This is a genomic window from Janthinobacterium sp. Mn2066, assembly GCF_049319705.1.
In the GTDB taxonomy this organism is placed as follows: Bacteria; Pseudomonadota; Gammaproteobacteria; order Burkholderiales; family Burkholderiaceae_D; genus Janthinobacterium.
In genome coordinates this window covers 160,348-178,897 of the sequence record NZ_JBMOUF010000005.1, presented here as the reverse complement: position 1 = coordinate 178,897, position 18,550 = coordinate 160,348, and the positions used below count along the sequence as shown (strand labels likewise).

15 protein-coding genes are annotated in these 18,550 nt (G+C 60.8%); 8 read left to right on the top strand and 7 right to left on the bottom strand.

Annotated elements, in window-relative coordinates; translation table 11 throughout:
• Nucleotides 1–7: 7 nt before the first annotated feature.
• The 5 genes from ACL9RI_RS11335 to ACL9RI_RS11315 all read right to left on the bottom strand — a co-directional run bounded on the left by ACL9RI_RS11335 (nt 8) and on the right by ACL9RI_RS11315 (nt 6,471).
• Nucleotides 8–748 carry an ABC transporter permease gene (locus ACL9RI_RS11335; RefSeq protein WP_422726675.1) on the bottom strand — a complete coding sequence of 247 codons (741 nt, stop codon included), beginning with the start codon at nt 746–748 and terminating at the stop codon, nt 8–10.
• The gene (locus ACL9RI_RS11330; RefSeq protein WP_422726674.1) at nt 745–1,680 is read right to left on the bottom strand and encodes an ABC transporter ATP-binding protein; all 936 of its coding nucleotides are present in this window, start codon (nt 1,678–1,680) and stop codon (nt 745–747) included. The genes ACL9RI_RS11335 and ACL9RI_RS11330 overlap by 4 nt, the downstream gene beginning before the upstream one ends.
• A gap of 2 nt (nt 1,681–1,682) precedes the next feature.
• A complete protein-coding gene (locus ACL9RI_RS11325; protein ID WP_422726673.1) occupies nt 1,683–3,095 on the bottom strand; it encodes an ABC transporter permease in 1,413 nt (470 codons plus the stop codon).
• Nucleotides 3,092–4,030 (bottom strand): glycine betaine ABC transporter substrate-binding protein, encoded by a 939-nt coding sequence (locus ACL9RI_RS11320; protein ID WP_422726672.1) that lies wholly within the window; start codon nt 4,028–4,030, stop codon nt 3,092–3,094. The genes ACL9RI_RS11325 and ACL9RI_RS11320 overlap by 4 nt, the downstream gene beginning before the upstream one ends.
• 155 nt (nt 4,031–4,185) lie before the next feature.
• Complete coding sequence (locus ACL9RI_RS11315; protein ID WP_422726671.1) at nt 4,186–6,471, bottom strand: TonB-dependent receptor; 2,286 nt, start codon at nt 6,469–6,471, stop codon at nt 4,186–4,188.
• A gap of 423 nt (nt 6,472–6,894) precedes the next feature.
• Between ACL9RI_RS11315 and ACL9RI_RS11310 the strand changes: the two genes are divergently transcribed.
• The 6 genes from ACL9RI_RS11310 (at nt 6,895) to ACL9RI_RS11285 (ending at nt 14,082) form a co-directional block, all read left to right on the top strand.
• Nucleotides 6,895–8,151, top strand: a complete 1,257-nt coding sequence (locus ACL9RI_RS11310) for a PepSY-associated TM helix domain-containing protein (protein WP_422726670.1) — start codon at nt 6,895–6,897, stop codon at nt 8,149–8,151.
• Between the two features lie 417 nt (nt 8,152–8,568).
• Nucleotides 8,569–8,799: a hypothetical protein gene (locus tag ACL9RI_RS11305; RefSeq protein WP_422726669.1), complete on the top strand. Its 231-nt coding sequence runs from the start codon at nt 8,569–8,571 to the stop codon at nt 8,797–8,799.
• Nucleotides 8,800–8,966: 167 nt separating this feature from the next.
• Complete coding sequence (locus tag ACL9RI_RS11300) at nt 8,967–9,719, top strand: hypothetical protein (protein WP_422726668.1); 753 nt, start codon at nt 8,967–8,969, stop codon at nt 9,717–9,719.
• 506 nt (nt 9,720–10,225) lie between these two features.
• Nucleotides 10,226–11,353 carry a mechanosensitive ion channel family protein gene (locus tag ACL9RI_RS11295; RefSeq protein WP_422726667.1) on the top strand — a complete coding sequence of 376 codons (1,128 nt, stop codon included), beginning with the start codon at nt 10,226–10,228 and terminating at the stop codon, nt 11,351–11,353.
• Nucleotides 11,354–11,430: 77 nt separating this feature from the next.
• The gene (locus ACL9RI_RS11290) at nt 11,431–12,726 is read left to right on the top strand and encodes a cation:proton antiporter (protein ID WP_422726666.1); all 1,296 of its coding nucleotides are present in this window, start codon (nt 11,431–11,433) and stop codon (nt 12,724–12,726) included.
• Nucleotides 12,727–12,870: 144 nt separating this feature from the next.
• On the top strand, nt 12,871–14,082 hold the full coding sequence (locus ACL9RI_RS11285) for a serine hydrolase domain-containing protein (RefSeq protein WP_422726665.1): 1,212 nt from the start codon (nt 12,871–12,873) through the stop codon (nt 14,080–14,082).
• A 2-nt stretch (nt 14,083–14,084) separates the two neighbouring features.
• Here the strand turns inward: ACL9RI_RS11285 and ACL9RI_RS11280 are convergent, their stop codons facing one another.
• Entirely contained in the window at nt 14,085–14,471 is a 387-nt protein-coding gene (locus ACL9RI_RS11280; RefSeq protein WP_422726664.1) for a YkvA family protein, read from the bottom strand.
• A 104-nt stretch (nt 14,472–14,575) separates the two neighbouring features.
• Between ACL9RI_RS11280 and ACL9RI_RS11275 the strand changes: the two genes are divergently transcribed.
• Nucleotides 14,576–15,673: a DNA topoisomerase IB gene (locus tag ACL9RI_RS11275; RefSeq protein WP_422726663.1), complete on the top strand. Its 1,098-nt coding sequence runs from the start codon at nt 14,576–14,578 to the stop codon at nt 15,671–15,673.
• On the opposite strand, the gene ACL9RI_RS11270 is transcribed toward ACL9RI_RS11275, so the two are convergent.
• Nucleotides 15,670–16,362, bottom strand: a complete 693-nt coding sequence (locus tag ACL9RI_RS11270; RefSeq protein ID WP_422726662.1) for an MgtC/SapB family protein — start codon at nt 16,360–16,362, stop codon at nt 15,670–15,672. The genes ACL9RI_RS11275 and ACL9RI_RS11270 overlap by 4 nt on opposite strands.
• Before the next feature lie 251 nt (nt 16,363–16,613).
• Between ACL9RI_RS11270 and ACL9RI_RS11265 the strand changes: the two genes are divergently transcribed.
• A complete protein-coding gene (locus ACL9RI_RS11265) occupies nt 16,614–18,263 on the top strand; it encodes a S53 family peptidase (protein WP_422726661.1) in 1,650 nt (549 codons plus the stop codon).
• The last annotated feature ends 287 nt before the right edge of the window (nt 18,264–18,550 follow it).

The following is an 18,550-nucleotide window of genomic DNA, read 5'->3' as shown; positions in this document are numbered from 1 at the left end:
GTTTTCCTTAACGCCAGGGCGTCAGACAGCGTTCCAGCACGCGCATCGAGTAATCGCAGGCGATCGCCAGCAAGGCCACGGCCAGCGCGCCTTCCATCACTTGCGTGGCATTGTTGACGGCCAGGCCGGAGACGATGGGCGTGCCCAGGCTGACGCCGCCCGCCATCGGCGCCAGCGAGGCGGTGGCCACCGACAACACCAGGCTGGTGCGCACGCCGGCCAGTATCGCCGGCAAGGCCAGCGGCAATTCCACGGCCCACAGCTGGCGCCAGGCGCCCATGCCGATGCCTTGCGCGGCCCGCCTGATATCGCCATCGACTTGCTGCAGCCCCGTCAAGGCGCCCTGTACGGTGGGCATCAAGCCATAGGCGAACAGGGCAAACATGATGGCTTGCGGACCAAAGCCGAAGATGGGCGTGGCCAGGAACAGCACGGCCACGGGCGGCAAGGTCTGGCCGATGGTGGCGCCATTGGCGATCAGCGGCAAAAAGGTCTTGCCGATGCTGCGCGTGGCCCAGATCGCCAGCGGCAAGCCCAGCAGCAGCACGCCGGCCATCGCCACGGCCACGATCAGCACATGGCTTTGGGCCGCTTCCAGCAAGCTGATGCGTTCATACAGCACCGGCTGGCCAGGCTCGCCCAAAGGCGCCAGCAAGGCTTGCCACCAGCTTTCATGGCTGTAGACCAGCCACAGCAAGGGCCAGCACAGCAAGCCCAGCGCTTGACGGTTGAAGAAAAATTTACTCATGCCAGCGCCGCAAAGTCAGACAGCGAGACATGGCCGACCGCCGCGCCGCTGGCATCGACCACGATCAAGGCCGGCTGCCCGCCCAGCAACTTGCTGAGCGCACTGCGCGCGCTGCTCGCCTGCCCTACCCGCTCGGCGCCGGCCAGGCCATGTTCCGGCGTGCCGGGGCGCATGAAGTCGCCCACGCTGTGGCGGCCCAGGCGTTTCAATTCCGGCTCCTGGCCGATAAATTGCGCCGTGAAAGCATCGGCCGGGTGGCGCAAGATGGTGTCGGGATCGGCGTATTGCACCACCGCCCCGTCGCGCATCAGGCAAATCTTGTCGCCCAGGCGTATCGCTTCATCGATATCGTGCGTGACGAACACGATGGTCTTGCGCACGTCGCGCTGGATGCGCAGCAACTCTTCCTGCAATTGCTCGCGCGTAATCGGATCGACGGCGCTGAACGGTTCATCCATCAGCAGCACGGCGGGATCGGCCGCCAGCGCCCTGGCGATGCCCACGCGCTGCTGCTGCCCGCCCGACAATTCCTTCGGATAACGGTTGCCGAATTTATGCGGATCGAGCTGCACGAGCGCCAGCATCTCGTCGGCGCGGTCCAGCCGCCTGGCTTTGCTCCAGCCCAGCAGATGGGGCACGACGGCCACGTTTTCACGTATTGTCAGGTGCGGAAACAGGCCTGCGCTCTGGATCACATAGCCGATCGAGCGGCGCAGCAGCACGGGATCGATGTCGAGCGCATCCTTGCCATCGATGAAGATCTGGCCGCCGCTCGGTTCGATCATGCGGTTGACCACGCGCAGCAAGGTTGACTTGCCGCAACCGGACGGGCCGATCAGCACCACCAGCTTGCCGTGCTCGATTTCCAGGTTGACGCGGTTCAGCGCGACTACGCTGTCATAGTGTTTATCGATCTGATTCAAACGGATCATGCTCATCCTCCGCGCGGGGTTAAAGCCCAGGCCAGCGAGCGCGTGATGGCGTCGGCCGCAAACGCCAGCACCACCACCGGCAGGGAGCCCAGCAAGACCAGGTCGGACACCGATTGTTCCGTGCCGCGCAACAGGAAGAAGCCCAGGCCGCCCGCATTGACCAGCACCGCCACGGTACTCAAGCCGATCAGCAGCAGCAAGGCGCCGCGCAACCCCTGTACCAGGAAAGGCGCGGCCAGCGGCAATTCCACCCGCCAGAAAATTTGCCGCGCACTCATGCCCATGCCGCGCGCCGCTTCCAGGATGGCGGCCGGCACGCTGCTCAAGCCCGTATGCGTCTGGATCACGATGGGCCAGATGCCGTACAGCACCAGCGCCACGATGGCCGGCGCCGCGCCCAGGCCACGCAGCCCCAGGTCGGCAAAGCTGGCCGAGAGATGCAAATTGCCAATAAACTCGGCGCCATTGGCCAGCAGCTGATACACGGAAATAGCCAATACCGGCAACAGGACGAGCAAGCCCAGCGCGACGATCACGCCATACACCGTCAACAACAAAGGCTGCGGCCAGCGCTGCAGCAGCAGCCAGCCCGCGCCTGCAAATACCAGCAAGGCAATAGCAAACAGCAGCGCACCGGCCACCGTCACATGGCGTCCATACGCAGACAGCAAGGGCAGCATCAAGCCGAACAAGGCGATCGAGGGCACGGTTTGCAAGAAACTCGTGACACTCAGCAACACGCCTTCCGCCGCAGGTTGACGCACGGCCAGCAAGCCGATGGCCGCGCCCGCCAGTATCGCCAGCGGCAAGGTGGCGGCCACCAGCAGCAGATGGCGTATCAATTCCTGTTGGAATACATCGGATACGGCCTGGTATTCCAGCACGATGCCCAGGTGGCCATACGGCGCGGTGACGGCCAGGCTAGCCAGCGCCAGCAAGGGCGCAAATAACCACCAGGGCGCTTCCGATTGCAGCGCAAACAGGGCGATATAGATGGCGGCCAGGCTGCTCCAGGCGCCAGCGGCAATGCTGACGCGGGAAAATTCGTTATCAATCGTCAAATGCTGGGCGCCCCAGGTCAGGGCGGCAAGGCTGGCGCCGGCGGCCAGGCTCAGGCTCAAGGCCAGAGCGGCCTTGCGCAGCTTGCCCGGGACCAGCAGCGCGCTGACGGCGAACAGCAGCCAGCCGGCAGCGGCAAGGCCAGCAAAAGTCGCATTGAGCGACAGCAAGGAATAGTCATCGCCCAGCGGCATCACGCGGTTCTGGCGCAGCACCACGAATGGCCATTGCAGGGACAACAAGCCCAGCAGCGCCGCCAGCAAGGCGATGCTGCTGGGGCGCGTGGACAGGCCCGGCCAGCTGAGGCCGGACTTGATGGCCAAAGGCAAGCGAGGCAAGCGGATGGCCGTCGTCATTTCAGGAAACCCTTCTGTTTCAGATATTGCTCCGCCACCTTGGCGCCGGACTGGCCGCCCACCACGATTTTCGCGTTCAGGCGCGACAGGGTCGCTACATCCAGCGTGGCGAAAATCGGATCGATGATGGCGGGGATGCGCGGATATTTCTTCAGCGCCGCACTGCGGATCGTCAACAACGGTTGCGAGACATCGACAGCGCCCGCGTTATCGGCCAGGGCCACCAGTCCCAGCGCAGGCAATTGCCCATCGGTGGTGTACGCCATGGCCGCATTGGCGCCGCTGGTGCCTTGCGCCGCCGCCGTTTCCGTCTGGGCCGTATTGCCGCCCGGCAGGATGATCAATTGCGCCGGCTTCAATTTGAAACCGTAGACTTTTTCAAATGCCTTCAAGCCATCGTCGCGGTCGACGAATTCCTGGCTGACCACTACTTTAAAAGTCTTGCCCGCATTGATATAGCGCGCCAGGTCGGCCAGCGTGACCAGGTTCTCTGCCTTGGCCAGCTTTTGCGGGATGGCCAGGCCATAGCTGACGCTGGCTGGCGCCGGTTTCAGCCAGACAATCTGGTTGTGTTCCAGGTCCGCCCTGGCGCCGGCCGCGTACCCCTTGGCGCCATCCTTGAAAATGCCCGGCTCAAACTTGACGTTCTTGATCAGGTACGGCGCATTGCCGCTGTATTCGGGATACACATCGATCTCCCCTTCCAGCAAGGCCTTGCGCACCACCTGCGTGGCGCCCGTGCCGCACTTTTCCTTGACCTTGATGCCGTTCGCTTCCAATGCCAGCCTGACCATCGGGCATAACAGCGATGCTTCGGTATCGATCTTGGAACCGATGGTAATGCCGGCATCCGGCGCGGCCAGTGCTGTCCCGCCGAACAGGGCCATGGTGATCAACGCCAGCATCGGCTTGGCCCTACTTACAATACTTGCCATCTCAGTCTCCAGAAAAAGTGCAGTGCACCGGGTAAAGCCGTTCACTCAAACAGTCCAGCATATTTCTTATTCACCCCAACGTCGAAAGTGCCGGGGTCGGGCCCTGCAGGGTCCGACCCCGGGTTGGCTTTGGGGCGGGGTAAAAACGACATCCATTAAAAACGCGCTTTGACGCGCAGGCCGATGGTGCGGGGTTGCGCCAGGAACAAGGTGTTGCCCGGCTGGATGGCGATGACATTGCTGGTCACGTCATTGATCTTGGTGCCGTTCGTCAAGTTAGTGCCAAACAGGCCGAACTCGTACGCGCCCGTCTTGTAAGTCAGGGTGGCGTTGACCATGTTCGACGAGGGGATCTCTTCGTAGCTGCCTTGCGCCTTGGCAAAGTTGGTATAGGCATTGCCACGGTAGGCGTAGCTGGCCGAGACACCGACCTCATCCTTGCCGTTCACAGGGATGCTGTAGCTGAGGGTGGCGTTGGCGGCAAAGCGCGGCGCATAGGGAGTGCGGCTGCCGGCCGGAATGTTTTGCGCGGCAATGCCAGTCACCACGGTTTCCCTGGCGTAAGCATCGTTATACGAAGCGCTCAAGCCGAACGTGGCGTGGCGGCTCAGCTTGAAGGCGGACTCCACTTCCAGGCCCTGGCTGCGAATCTTGCCTGCGTTCAAGGTGTAGTAATAAGTGCACGGCAGCTTGTTGAACACTTGCACATCGCTCCAGTCGATGCGGTAGAGACTGACGTTGAACGTCATGCGGCGGTCCAGCAAGGTGTTTTTCGAACCGAGCTCATAGTTCCACAGGCTGTCCGGTGCAAACGTGGACGGTGCGTGGACGCCGCAGAAGTTGAAGGGCACGGGCTGGTTATTGCCGCCGTAGCGGAAACCCTTGCCGGCGCTGGCATACACCATATGGTCGGGGTCTACCCGGTAGGCGGCGGCAAAGCGCGGGTTGGCGCCTTGCGAAGTGGCGCTGCTGGCGCTGGTTTCAGGGATGCCCACCGTGGTCGGCGTGGCGCCCACCAGGTTGCCGAACAGGCCAGAGAAACGCAGGTCGAAATCCTGGGTGCCGCGGAACAGGCGCAGGCCAGCCGTCAAGTCCAGCTTGTCCCACACGGTGTAGGTGCCTTCGGCAAACAGGGCCACCTGGCGCGACTTGGTGTTTTGCAAGCCCGAGAAGAAATTGTCCGGGGTCAAGGCCAGTTCATTGGTTTGCGAGTTATAGCCAGGGAAATTGCGCGTGGCTGCAAAACGCGCATCGAAACCGATGGTCGGTTCATTCTGCACCACATTGCGCTTGCCGCTTTCCAGGAAGGCGCCCGCCGTCCACTTGAACGGCCCGGCATCTTTCGAATTGAAGCGGAATTCCTGGGCAAAATCGGTGACCTTGTTTCCAATTTGATAGGCCGCCGCCATCAGCGGCAGCTGCCCGCCAAACACAAAGGCGGTGGCGGGATACTGGGCCGATTGCTGGTAAAAGGTATCGCGGTGCAGATAGGAAGTGGATGACACCAGCTGGACACGGCCAAAATCGTAATTGACGGCCAGGTTATACAGTTGCAGGTTGTCATTGCTGCTTTGCGGCAGCAAGGCGATGGTGGTGAATGGCGCCAGGTCGGCGTAGGCATCGTTCAAGCCGGCCTTCACGTTCGAAGCCGTGATGCTGGCGTCCACCGTCAGGTCGCGCGAGGCTTTCAGGCGCAAGGCGGCGCGCCCCTGGTTGGTGGACACGGCGTTGGTGGTGCCGCCCGTCAAGGCGTTCTTGATATAACCGGAATCGTTGCCCGTGTAACCGGTCAGGCGCAAGCCCAGCACATCATCCTTCAGGGGGATATTGACCATGCCGCGCAGATTGTGATTATTGCCGCCGAAACCAGAGGTGCGCGAACCGACCGCTTCCACCGAGCCGAATAAATCGTTGGTATCGGGCTTTTGCGTAATCTGGCGCACCGCACCAGCCATGGCGCCGGCGCCAAACAAAGTGCCTTGCGGGCCTTGCAGCACTTCGATGCGTTCCAGGTCCAGCACTTTCAAGTCCGGGTTGCCCGACTTCAAGGTCACCGGCATGTCATCGACATACACGGCCACCAGGGACGCATCCTGGATTTCCGACGGCACGATGCCGCGCACCACCAGGCCGCGCATGGTGATGTTGTTGACGCCAGGACCTTGCGACTGCACGCTCATGGCCGGCACGGCGCTGGCGATATCGACCAGGTTGCCCAGGCCAAACTTGGCCAGGCTTTCCGGCTGCAAGACCGTGATGGCGGCCGGCACTTTCTGCACATCGACCGCGCCCGCCGAGCGCGTGGCCGTCACGTTGACTTGTTCTATGGTGTCGGAACCCGTATCCGGCGCCGGACTGCTTTGCTGCTGAGCCTGCGCAGAGGCAATCACGCCAGCCGACAACACGGCCAGCGTGCCGTATCCAATCAAATGCTTACCCATCAGTACCCCTTGTTTGGTTTTTACTATTATTTTTAAGATGTTTTTACTTGCTATCGATGCATGCGCCAGCGTTGTGTACTGCAATCAGGTCGGGTGCCAGCATAAGAAGATGACGCGCCGCCAGCGGCGCCATTGAAGCCGGGCATCCAGGGCGAGATCGTCGCCAGCGCCTGACATGTGGGGAACGGCACTTCGGTAAAGGACATCACCACGAGAAAAAGTATATACAAGTTAAAAATGCCTGAATACGAAGAAAAATATGCTTGTTTATATGAAATTTGTGAATGTAAAGACATGATGGAAGTCGCTTGCAAACCCAAGCCGCTTGCCAAAAACAGCGACGCGGCGGAAAATGCGAACGATTCCCATTACTCCAAGCGGAGGCAGCGGCAACAAGCTGTTTTTGATAAAGGTTTGTACCGCATGCGCGCTTTCTGGACTGTTTTACACCGCTGGGCCGGCTTGACCATCGCCCTCTTCCTCATCGTGGCCGGCCTGACGGGCGCCGTCACGTCCTGGGACCATGAACTGGACGAGTGGCTGAACGCCGACATCATGGACACGCCGGGCCGCGGCCCGCTGCTGTCCCCCTTCTTGCTGGCAAAAAAAGCGGAAGCGGCCGACCCGCGGGTGGAAGTCAATTACATGAGCCTGGGCCTGGAACAAGGCCATGCGGCGCAATTCCTGGTGCGCCCCCTGACCGATCCGGCCACCGGCAAGCCCTATGTGCTCGACTACAACACGGTGTATGTGGACCCCGTCACGGGTCAGATCACGGGCACGCGCGACTCGACCGCGATTTCCCTGTCGCGCCGCAGCCTGATGCCCTTCCTGCGCCACTTGCATTACAGCCTGCACGTGCCCGCCTTCTGGGGCACCGACCGCTGGGGTTACTGGCTGATGGGCACGGTCGCCCTGATATGGCTGCTCGACAGCCTGGTAGCGTTCTACCTGACCACCCCGCGCCGCCTGCGCGAGCGCCCTGACGCACCGCGCCACCGCGACGCCGCCAACTGGTGGCAGCGCTGGAAACCATCATGGGCAGTGCGCTGGGCGGCCAGCGGCTACAAGCTCAACTTCGACCTGCACCGCGCGGGCGGCTTGTGGGTGTGGGGCATCATCATCGTGGTGGCGTTCACTTCGTTTTCCCTCAACCTCTACCGCGAAGTGTTTTACCCCGTCATGTCGCTGGTCTCGAAAACCACGCCAGGCCCGTATGAAACGCAAACACCGGCGCCGTACGGCACCTTCCTCAAGCCCGCCATCGGCTTTGAGCAGGCGGCCAATATCGCCAAGCAGGAAGCCGTGCAACGCGGCATCAGCGCGCCCCTGGGCGGCATTTATTACGGCGGCAATTACTCGTTCTACAACGTCTCGTTTTTCGACCCTGCCGACGAGTTCGGCTCAGCCGGCATGGGGCTGTCGAATCTTTATATTGATGGGATGGATGGCAAGGTCATAGGCCAGCATAAGCCCTGGGAAGGTACGGCGGCTGATGTTTTTGTTCAGCTACAGTTTCCCCTGCATTCCGGCCGCATACTGGGGTTGCCGGGGAGGATAATGATGTCGCTCATGGGGATTATGGTGGCGATGCTGTCAGTAACCGGTATCGTCATCTGGGAGAGGAAAAGGCGGTCACGTCGATTACAGGCGCATAAATTAAAAAGTGCGGGCCTTTAGTCGCGGGCCTGAGAAAACGGCCAGGGCTGCGTTGCTTGGGCTCGCCGTACATGCGTACTGTCTTCGCCCTGCGCGCCTTGCCCTGACCATTTTTCAGGCTCGCTGGGCCCGGAGAGCCTTTGCTGGGGACTTTGGTATATTCGGATTTTATCTGCTAGCTTGCATCGGGAAGGCAACTCATACTGGCAACTCATATTGATATCGAATATATCCTTAGTCGATTTTCAGCGTAGACTAAAGGCAGCATCTCTGAGACGTAGGTAGACCAAAAATGGCAGATATCACACACGCAGAGCTGGATGCAAAATTAGCGACTTCGTCTGCACGAGTGGAGCGCAGGCTCGAACTTATCGAAACGAGGATGGATATGCGAGTAGAAGCCCCATCGATACGAAGTTGGCGGCAGGGCTAAGCTCCATGGAGCTGCTGCTCGCCCGTAAGTTTGCCGAGTTCGACGCGACACTGCACAAATCAACAGCCGACACCGTCAAATGGGTGGCCGGCATCGTCATGGGGCTAGGCGTGATTGGAATTTCATTGATGACATTCCTTCTCAACAATGTTCCCCCTAAAACCCCTCCTCCCCCGCCAGCTCCCGTAGTTATCTACGCCCAGCCAGCGCCGACGCTGCCTGTCGCAAAGCCCTGATCCAAGCCCGCCACGCGCGGGCTTTTTTAACTCTATCTGAACACTATTGACGTCTGGAGGCAATCGGTGACAGGGTAGTTCTACCATATGGGCCTGAGCGGGTTTCATCTGGTAGTTTGTATCGGAAGGGCAACTCATATTCTGCTAGTGGACGAGATCGTGGATGAATGGCACTATCCCTTTCGCCCGTAGCAACTCCCACAAATAAGAAAGAAAAAATGCAAGCTCATGAAATTATAGATTCGTTTTCCAAACGCGAAGCACGGGCTGAAAAAGGATTGGCCGCCGCACAGATGGATGAGAATTACCAACTTCTAGCACTTAATGCACGACAACTCTTTAAGTGTCAGCTGATGCAAGCACTGGTCAAATGGAGGCATCAAGAGGATCCAGACGCGTTACTTAAAAAATGTCAAAAAAATATTTTCAATAGTGCCGAATTGCTCGCAAAGCTTGATCCTACAGCGAAAGTGTATCGGGATTTGCCACTGGAAAAGGCAATGATTATTTCATATTTGAATGGCGAGGCCATGCATCTTGAATATGACTATGCCAGTGCCGACATGCCAGAACAACGACTTGATTATTTAATCGCATCTACATTATTCTTTAATTTTACTTCAGTAGAATTTAATGTTGACGCATCAAAAGAAATTAAAATGCTAGCAACCAGGCCAGATGGTCATTTGGCCTCTCGTACTTATCAAACGTATTTTGATATCCTGGATAGATCGTCAAAAGGCTTGTCAATTGAAGCGTCATTGCAAAAGGCAGAGGAATTGTTTGAACTCCGCGCACGAGATGCTTTTTACTCAGGAGGGGATCAAACGGAAGGTGGTGGGGAGGACAATAAAATTGTGCGAGATTACAGGTTGGCGGCAATTCTTAAGAAGGCAGGACATCACTTTGAATTAAAATAGCTCGGCGTCGTTGATAGGCCAAGGAAAAAAAGATGGCAAATTTCATATGTGTTTGAGATGAACTTTAATTTTTCTGGCTGAGATGAATCTAAGATGAGACGGCGCATCCAAAGGATGTACCGGACAGTTTGGGCCATTCATATCCGACCTCACCCATCAGCAAAATATTAGCCGCCCTTCCAACCCAAGCTACCAGATAAAACCCGCCCCAGCCCAAGTCCCCAGCAAAGGCTCCCCGGGCCCAGAGGGCCTGAAAAATGGTCAGCGAGTTGTCAAACCCAGGCGCGCCGGGCGAAGACAGTACGCATGTACGGTGAGCCCAAGCAACGCAGCCATGGCCATTTTCTCAGGCCCGCGACTCAAGGCCCGCACTTCAATTAAAAACACGCTCCAATCTGCATTATCCGTTTGGCAACGTACATCCTCATCAAGCCCTCTCCCCGTAAAATAGCCAGTTAAGCATCACTTACCGACATCCATTCCATTAAAAGAAGGAGTTTTCGCCTATGGATCTCACCACGTTTCATTCTCTGATGGGCGGCCCGCTGCGCTCTGCGCTGACCGTGCTGGTTTCCGCCCTACTGGTCACCCTGGTCGCCATCGGCGTGCACCGCGCCGGCATAAGTTTGCTGAAAAAACTGGCCAATGGGCGCCCGTTTACCACCACCGTCACGCGCGTGGCGTTTCGTTCCAGCCAGCTGTGCGTGGTCATTTTCGGCTTGCGCATGGTGCTGGCCGGGGCGCCGGACGATACGCCGGGGCTGGTTGCCATGTCGCACCTGGCCAATGTGGCGCTGATCGTCGGCCTGACCTGGCTGACGATGCAATGCATACAGTCGCTCAGCATCACCATTTCTGACATCAATCCGGTCGACATGGCCGACAACATCCGGGCGCGCCGGCTGATCACGCAGGCGCGCGTGCTCACGCGCAGCGCGCAGGCGGTGGTCGTCATGCTGGGGATTTCCTTCGTGCTGCTGACCTTGCCTGGCGCGCGCCAGATCGGCGCCAGCCTGCTGGCCTCGGCCGGCGTGGCGGGCCTGGTGGCCGGTATTGCCGCTCGTCCCGTGCTGGGCAATTTCATCGCTGGGCTGCAGATTGCGTTTTCTCAACCGATACGCATCGATGACGTGCTGATCGTCAATGGCGAATGGGGCAAGGTCGAGGAAATCAAAGGCACTTACGTGGTGGTGCGCGTGTGGGACGAGCGCCGCCTGATCGTGCCGCTGCAATGGTTTATAGAAAATCCGTTTGAAAACTGGACCCACAATTCCACCACGCTGCATGGCACCGTGTTCCTGTGGCTGGACTTCAGCATCCCGCTGGAACCGCTGCGCGAGGAACTACGGCGTATCTGCGAAGCAGCGCCGCAATGGGATGGCCGCGCCTGCACGGTGGTGGTCTTCGACGCCAATGAACGGGCCATGCGCGTGCGCTTCCTGGTCAGCTCGCAGAATTCGGACGAGGTGTTTGCCCTGCGCTACCTGGTGCGCGAACAGATGCTGGCCTTTATTGCTGCCAATTATCCGCATGGCCTGCCACGCGTGCGCGCTACGCATGATCCGATCAGCATGCAGACTGAAACTATGCAGGCTGAGAACGACAGTCTGCCATCGATGCTGAACAAGGCTTGAAAACCAGCGGCGCGCTGCCTATCCCGGCGCGCCGCTAGAATGAATCGCCTGCATTCACCCGAGAAAGGCTGGCGTCCATGAGCATCACTGCCTGGTTCATCCTGATCGGCTGCCTGATGCTGGCGCGTGGCCTGGCCGCCACCAGCATCGCCCGCCTGCCCTTCACTTCGGCGATGGCCTACCTGGGCGTCGGCCTGCTGCTGGGTCCGATGTTCCTGGGCCTGTTTTCCATCGATCTGATCAAGCAGGCGCCGCTGCTGGAAACCCTGACGGAAATCGCCGTCCTGATCTCCCTGTTCTCGGCCGGCGTGAAGATGCCGGTGCCGTTCAGCCTGGCCCGCTGGCTGCCTTCGCTGCGCCTGGCCTGGCTGTCGATGGCCCTCTCGGTGGCGCTGGTGGCCGCTTTCTGCACCCTGGTGCTGGGTTTGCCGCTGGGCGCAGGCGTGCTGCTGGGAGCGATCCTGGCGCCGACCGATCCGGTGCTGGCCACCGACGTGCAGGTGCGGCGCGCCGGCGACAGCGACCATCTGCGCTTTACCCTCACCTGCGAAGCGGGCATGAACGATGGCACCGGCTTTCCTTTCGTGATGCTGGGACTGGGACTGCTGGGCCTGCATGAGCTGGGCGACCATGGCATCCGCTGGGTCTGGCACGACTTGCTGTGGGCCAGCGCGGCGGCCATCGCGCTGGGCATTGCCGGTGGAGCGCTGCTGGCCTGGCTGGGCTGGCAATTGCGCGGCAAGGACCCGAAGCATGAAGTGCTGGACGACCTGGCGGGCCTGGGCCTGATCGCGCTGGTGTATGGCCTGGCGGACTGGCTGCAGGCCTGGGGTTTCCTGGCCGTCTTTTTTGCCGGCGTGGCCTTGCGCCAGACGGAACTGGTGCTGACCGGCGCCCGCAAGGACCGGCAAGGCTTGCTGCAGGCCGAGGAGGTGCACGCCAGTTCCGCCACCCGGCCCGCCGAACCGGAGGCGCCGCTCACCGTCAGCGGCGAAGCGCTGGTCTTCAAGGAGCACCTGGAGCGGCTATCCGAGCTGACCCTGGTGCTGCTGCTGGGCGGCGCCATCAGCGCGGTGGCCTGGAACTGGCGTTCCTGGGCCACCGGCTTGTTCCTGCTGCTGGTGGCGCGCCCCTGCAGCGTGATGCTGGGTTTGCTGGCGTCCGGCACCAGCCTGCGCCTGCGCGGCCTGGCCGCCTGGTTCGGCGTGCGCGGCATCGGTTCCGTGTATTACCTGTGCTACGCCATCCATCATGGCTTGCCGCCTGCGCTGGCGCGCGAACTGAGCAACATCACCATCGTCGTCGTGATGTTGTCCATCATCATGCATGGGCTCAGCGTCAAACCATTGCTGGACCGCTACTGGCATCCCTGATCGCCGGTTGATATTACGTCTGAGCAATCTTCCCGCATATTTGCGCCGTGCCAGCCTGAAAGGTTGCTAATATAGTCAAAAATTCGACCTCTTGCAGGGCGGACAATACACTCATCAGCAGTCACAGCGAGGAAAACACACAAGATGAAACGTAGAAGCGTGCTGGGACTGGGCGTCTCACTGGCCCTGCTGCAGGCCGGCTGCGCCAGCAATACCGTCAATTCGGCACATCTTGCCTGGGAAAAAGAATTCGATGCCTTCATGCAAGACAACCTGGCGAAAACGGAAACGCCGGGCATGAGCGTGGCCGTCGTGCGCGGTGACAAGACCGTCTTTGCGCGCGGCTATGGCTGGGCCGATGTGCAGGCCGGCCAGAAGGCCGACGCCGACACGGTGTTTCATATCGCGTCCGTCAGCAAGCTCGTCACCGCCACGGCCATCATGATGCTGCTCGAACAAGGGGGCTTCCAGCTCGACGACAAAGTGGCGGCCTATCTGGATTTTCCCCTGATGCATCCGAAGTTTCCCGATATACCGATTACCTTCCGCCATTTGCTGACGCATACCTCGGGCATTTCCGATACCGTGTATGAAAAAACCAGGGCGTTTGCCGTGCACGGCGATCCCCGCCTGCCCCTGCGCGACTTCCTGGCAGGTTATCTGTCACGCGGCGGCGCCTGGTATGACGCGGAGCTGTCGTTCGCCGCCCGCCCCGGTACGCAGTGGCGCTACAGCAATGTCGGCATCGCCTTGCTCGGCTACCTGGTGGGCCGCATCAAGACGGACGGCCTGGACGCCTATACGCACGCAAGGCTGTTCGAACCGCTGGAGATGGACAATACGGCCTGGAGCCTGGCCAGCCTGCCGCGCGGCGCCGTCCTCGCCCAGCCTTATGCCGACAAGGAACCGGGCGTGCAATTGCTGCAGCCTGTCGGTTATCCGGACTGGCCCGCGGGGCAGCTGCGCACATCGGCGCATGACTTTGCCCGCTTCCTGGCCATCTTCAGCAATCGCGGCAAGGTCGACGGAGAATCGTATCTGCAGGACAGCACCGTGCACACCTTTCTGGCGCCACAGGCAATGCCCATGTCCGCTGCCATGCTGGCCACCGATCCCTCGCTGCGCCAGGCGCTGGTATGGCAGTTGCGCGACCTTGATGGCACGGCCCTGGCCAGCTATAGCGGCAACGCCCCCGGCGCCGCTTCCATCGTCTGCCTCGACCAGGCCAGCAAGACCGCCGTGCTGGCCTTTGCCAACATCAGCGCCGACCGCGAGTTTCGCAGCTTCCAGAAAGAGGTGGTGAAACGGCTGCTGGGGTATGGTGCAGGCAGCGTCGCGGCGAAAGTGCAGGCGTAAATTCAGGCGCCGAACCAGTCACCGAGTTTCTCCGTGGCGCGCTGTTTCACGTCAGCCGTGATATAGGTAGCGACAGTGGCGACGGCGGCGGCCAGCACGGCCAGGTCATCTGCGTAACCGATGACGGGCGTGATGTCGGGAATGGCGTCGATGGGAGAGATGAAATAGCCGAGTGCGCCATAAATGGCGGTCTTGGCCCACAGGGGCGTGTTGGGCTGTTGCGCGGCGTAATACAGCCACAGCGCCTTTTCGATGACTTCGCGGCCGGCCGTCTTCGCGAACTTGACGACCTTGTCCCAGAAGCTGTCATCGGTATATTTTTTTTCGTATTGCGTCCCTTGCGCCTGCTGCGCATGGTCTTGTTCCAGGTTCTTTTTTCTGCCAAACATCGGTAACTCCGGTTGCCGTCCAGGGCGGTACAAGGGCGCACAGTAGCACAACATCGGCCATCGGCGCAGCGCGCCAGCCAGGCCGTACAAAAAAAGGGGGAGACATGCAAACCGCAATGCCTGCAGCGACAGCCGTCACGACATCCTCAACGCCATCGGCGCCGGCCAGCGCCCGCTGCGCCGGGCTGCGCTACGTGGACGACCAGCAGCCCGGCATCGCCCGCCAGGGACTGCCAGGCAAGTTTCATTATCTTGATGCCGATGGCAAGCGCGTGCGCGATGACAATATGCTGGCGCGCATCCAGGCGCTGGCGATACCGCCGGCCTGGACCGATGTGTGGATATGCGCGCGCGCCAACGGGCATTTGCAGGCGACCGGCCACGATGCCCGGGGACGCAAGCAATATCTCTACCACACGCGCTGGCGCAAGCTGCGCGACGCGGCCAAATACGAGCATATCCTCAGCTTTGGCCGCGCCCTGCCCGCCATCCGCCGCGCCGTCGATGCCGGCATGAAACTGCCGGGCTTGCCCCGCGAAAAGCTGCTGGCCACCATCGTGCACTTGCTGGAATTGACGATGATGCGCATCGGTAACGAAGAATATGCACGCAGCAATAAATCCTTCGGCCTGACCACCTTGCGCACGCGCCATGTCAAGGTGGACGGCAGTACCGTGCAATTTCACTTTCGCGGCAAGAGCGGCGTGCACCACGATATCGAACTGAGCGACCGGCGCGTGGCGCGCATCATCGTCCGCAGTTGCGAACTGCCGGGACAGGAACTGTTCCAGTATCTCGATGAAGACGGCCAGCGCCACGCCATCGATTCGGGCGACGTCAACGATTATCTGCGTGACATCACGGGCGAAGACTACACGGCCAAGGACTTCCGCACCTGGTCGGGCACCGTGCTGGCCGCGCTGGCCCTCGATGAGTTTGAGAAAGTCGATTCCGAAGCGCAAGCCAAGAAAAACATCGTGGCAGCGATCGAATCGGTGGCCAAAAAGCTGGGCAACACCCCGTCGATCTGCCGCAAATGCTATGTGCACCCGGCCGTGCTGGACGCCTATCTCGACGGCACCTTGCTGCAAGGCTTGCGCGCGCGGGCCAGGCAGCAACTGGAAGAAGACTTGCACGCGCTGTCGCCGGAAGAGGCCGCCGTGCTGGCGTTGCTGCAACGGCGACTGCAAAACACTGGTTAATTGCTGTGCTCGGCAGCATCAGGATCTTTCACCTGCAACACGCCTTCCACCGCTTCCAGGCGTTTCTGCAAGGCCAGCAATTGCACCGGCGTCACCCGGCCAAACGTGATCACGATATCGTCAAGTTGGGGGGCGCCGTCCTTCTGGCGGATCACGAATTGCTGCACCCGCGTGGTGCCGGCGCCCAGCGCTTCATGCAGTTTATCGAGTGACAGCGCGTCGCGCTCGGCCGTGATCAGCAAGTCGCGCTTTTGCCGGCTGCCCATGAAATGCTGCTCCAGCGGCTTGATGCCCGCCAGAATGATCAGGATGATGATGGTGGCCGCCACGGCTGGCGTGTACAGGCCGCCGCCCACGGCCAGGCCGATGCCGGCTACCGACCAGACGCTGGCGGCCGTCGTCAGGCCGCGCACGATCTCGCCGCGCGCCAGGATCGCGCCGGCGCCCAGGAAACCGATGCCCGACACCACTTGCGCCGCCATCCGCGACGGGTCCAGCGTCACGCCATTGCCCAGCACGTCGCTGAAACCATACGCCGAAACGATCATGATCAGGGTCGAACCCACGCACACCAGCATATGCGTGCGCAAGCCCGCCACCCAGGCCAGCCGCTCGCGCTCATAGCCGATGGCGCTGCCCAGCAAGGCAGAAAACACCAGCCGTCCTACCAGTTCCCATTCTGTTGCCATACTCACTCCCAGGCTCTTGCCCACGGTCACGCGGACGACGAATCAATGTACCACGCCTGACGCTTGCTTCCGTACACACGACTTGTTTGCGCTGGCTCAATCGTGCACCCGCAGCGCCCTCTATGCTGTTTTTCCTGGGCGGCGCCGCGTGGCAGCCGGCCTGCTCTGTCCCATACCTGTCACTGCCTGTCCAGTGCCTATCTCGCCACGCCTGCAACTATCCCCTGCAACTCTCACTCAAGGAGTCAACAATGAATCCAGCTAGCAATCAAAACAACCGCCAACGCGTCGTCTTTCACGACAGCATCCTGCCGCTGCCCGAGCTGCCGGGCCTGGCGCCCAACGGCTTGAAACTCAATCACGCCGGCCCCGGCAAGGATGACGCCCCGATGCTGCTGAGCTTTTCGTTTGCCTTGCCGGACGACAAACAGGCGGCGCTGGTCGAGGCGGTGGCCAAAGGCCAGCGTATCCCGTATGCCGACCAGATCAAGGATTTTGCCACCGACCGCGCCCAATGCCAGAAACTGACGCAATGGCTGGAACAGCAAGGCTATACCATCGAGCACGTGGCCAGCGACAACAGCACCGTGTTTGCCAAGGCCAGCGCATCCGTAATCGAACAAAGCCTGGGCGTGACCATGGTGCACATCACCAAGAATGGCGTGACGTATCTTGCGGCGCGCAATGCCCCCAGCCTGCCTGCGGACATTGCCGGACAAGTACAGGCAATCGGCGGCCTGCAGCCTTTTCGTCACGCCCGCAAGCACTCCCGGCGCATGCCCGCCATGAACCGCACCAAGACGGACAATAAGCTCAAGGTCAATGTCAATGGCGTGCCGGCCCCCACCAGTAACATCAACTTCGCGCCGCCCTACCTGCCACATGAAATCCGGCAAGCCTATAACGCGGACGACCCCGCCCTGACGGGGCGCGGCCAGACGATCGCCATCCTGATCGATGCCGAGCCCGATGACGAGGACCTGAACGCCTTCTGGCAGCGCAACCGCATCACGGCGCCCGGCTCGCGCGTGACCATCGTCAACGTCAACAACACCGACCTGCCGCCGCCCGAAGGCGAGGAAACCATGGATGTGGAATGGGCTGGCGGCGTGGCCCAGGAAGCAGCGATCCGCGTCTACGCCTGCGGCTCGCTGCAATTCACGGCGCTGGACCGGGGCCTGGACCGCATCCTGAACGACCTGGCCAATGAACCGGGCCTGCGCCAGCTGTCGATCAGCCTGGGCCTGGGCGAAAGCTATATGCAGCCGGCCGAACTGCGCACGCAAAACCTGAAATACCTGCGCCTGGCCGCTGCCGGCGTCAACGTCTTTGTCTCCAGCGGCGACGCCGGCTCGAATCCGGACAATACGGGCCACGCCTCGAACGGTCCGCTGCAAGCCGAATATCCTGCCTCGGACAATTACGTCATCGGCGTGGGCGGCACCACGCTCAAGCTGGCCGCCAGCGGCACGGTCACCGATGAGACGGGCTGGCCAGACAGCGGCGGCGGCAAAAGCGCATATTTCGGCGCGCCCTCGTGGCAAAGCGACCTGGGCGGCAAGGCCCGGCATCACCGCATGGTGCCCGACGTGGCCATGGCGGCGGACCCGAATACGGGCGCGCTGGTCATCCTCGGTGGGCGCGACATGCAATTTGGCGGCACCAGCTGGAGCGCCCCCGTCTGGGCAGCCTTCTGCGCCGGCATCAATGGCGCCCGGCTGGCGGCAGGCAAGCAGGCGCTGACCTTCTTGCCGCCGTTGCTGTATCCACTGCAAAAAACGGCGTGCTTCCGCGACATCACCATCGGCAACAACGGCGCCTTCGACGCCGTCAAGGGCTACGACATGGTGACGGGCCTGGGCGTGCCGAACGTGGGTGAACTGCTGCAGCACCTGCCCTGATACGGCCGGCCATATGCTGTGCTTGCTACATTGCTGCAGGCGATACTTACCATACTATGTTTTATTTGAATCCTTACTTCTTGTAACAAACGGGACATACGGCAACAAAAAAAAATGCCCGGCGCAGTATTGCGCTGGGTAAATAATGCGTATGCTGGTGGGTAACTGATCAGCTTGTACAGCGCTCCCGGCCCGAGAATGGCCGGGAGCTATTGGTGCGTCTGTGCAACTGATCGCAAGCAAGGCAGATTCTTCCCCATACCCTACAAGAAGCGAGACAAGCACAC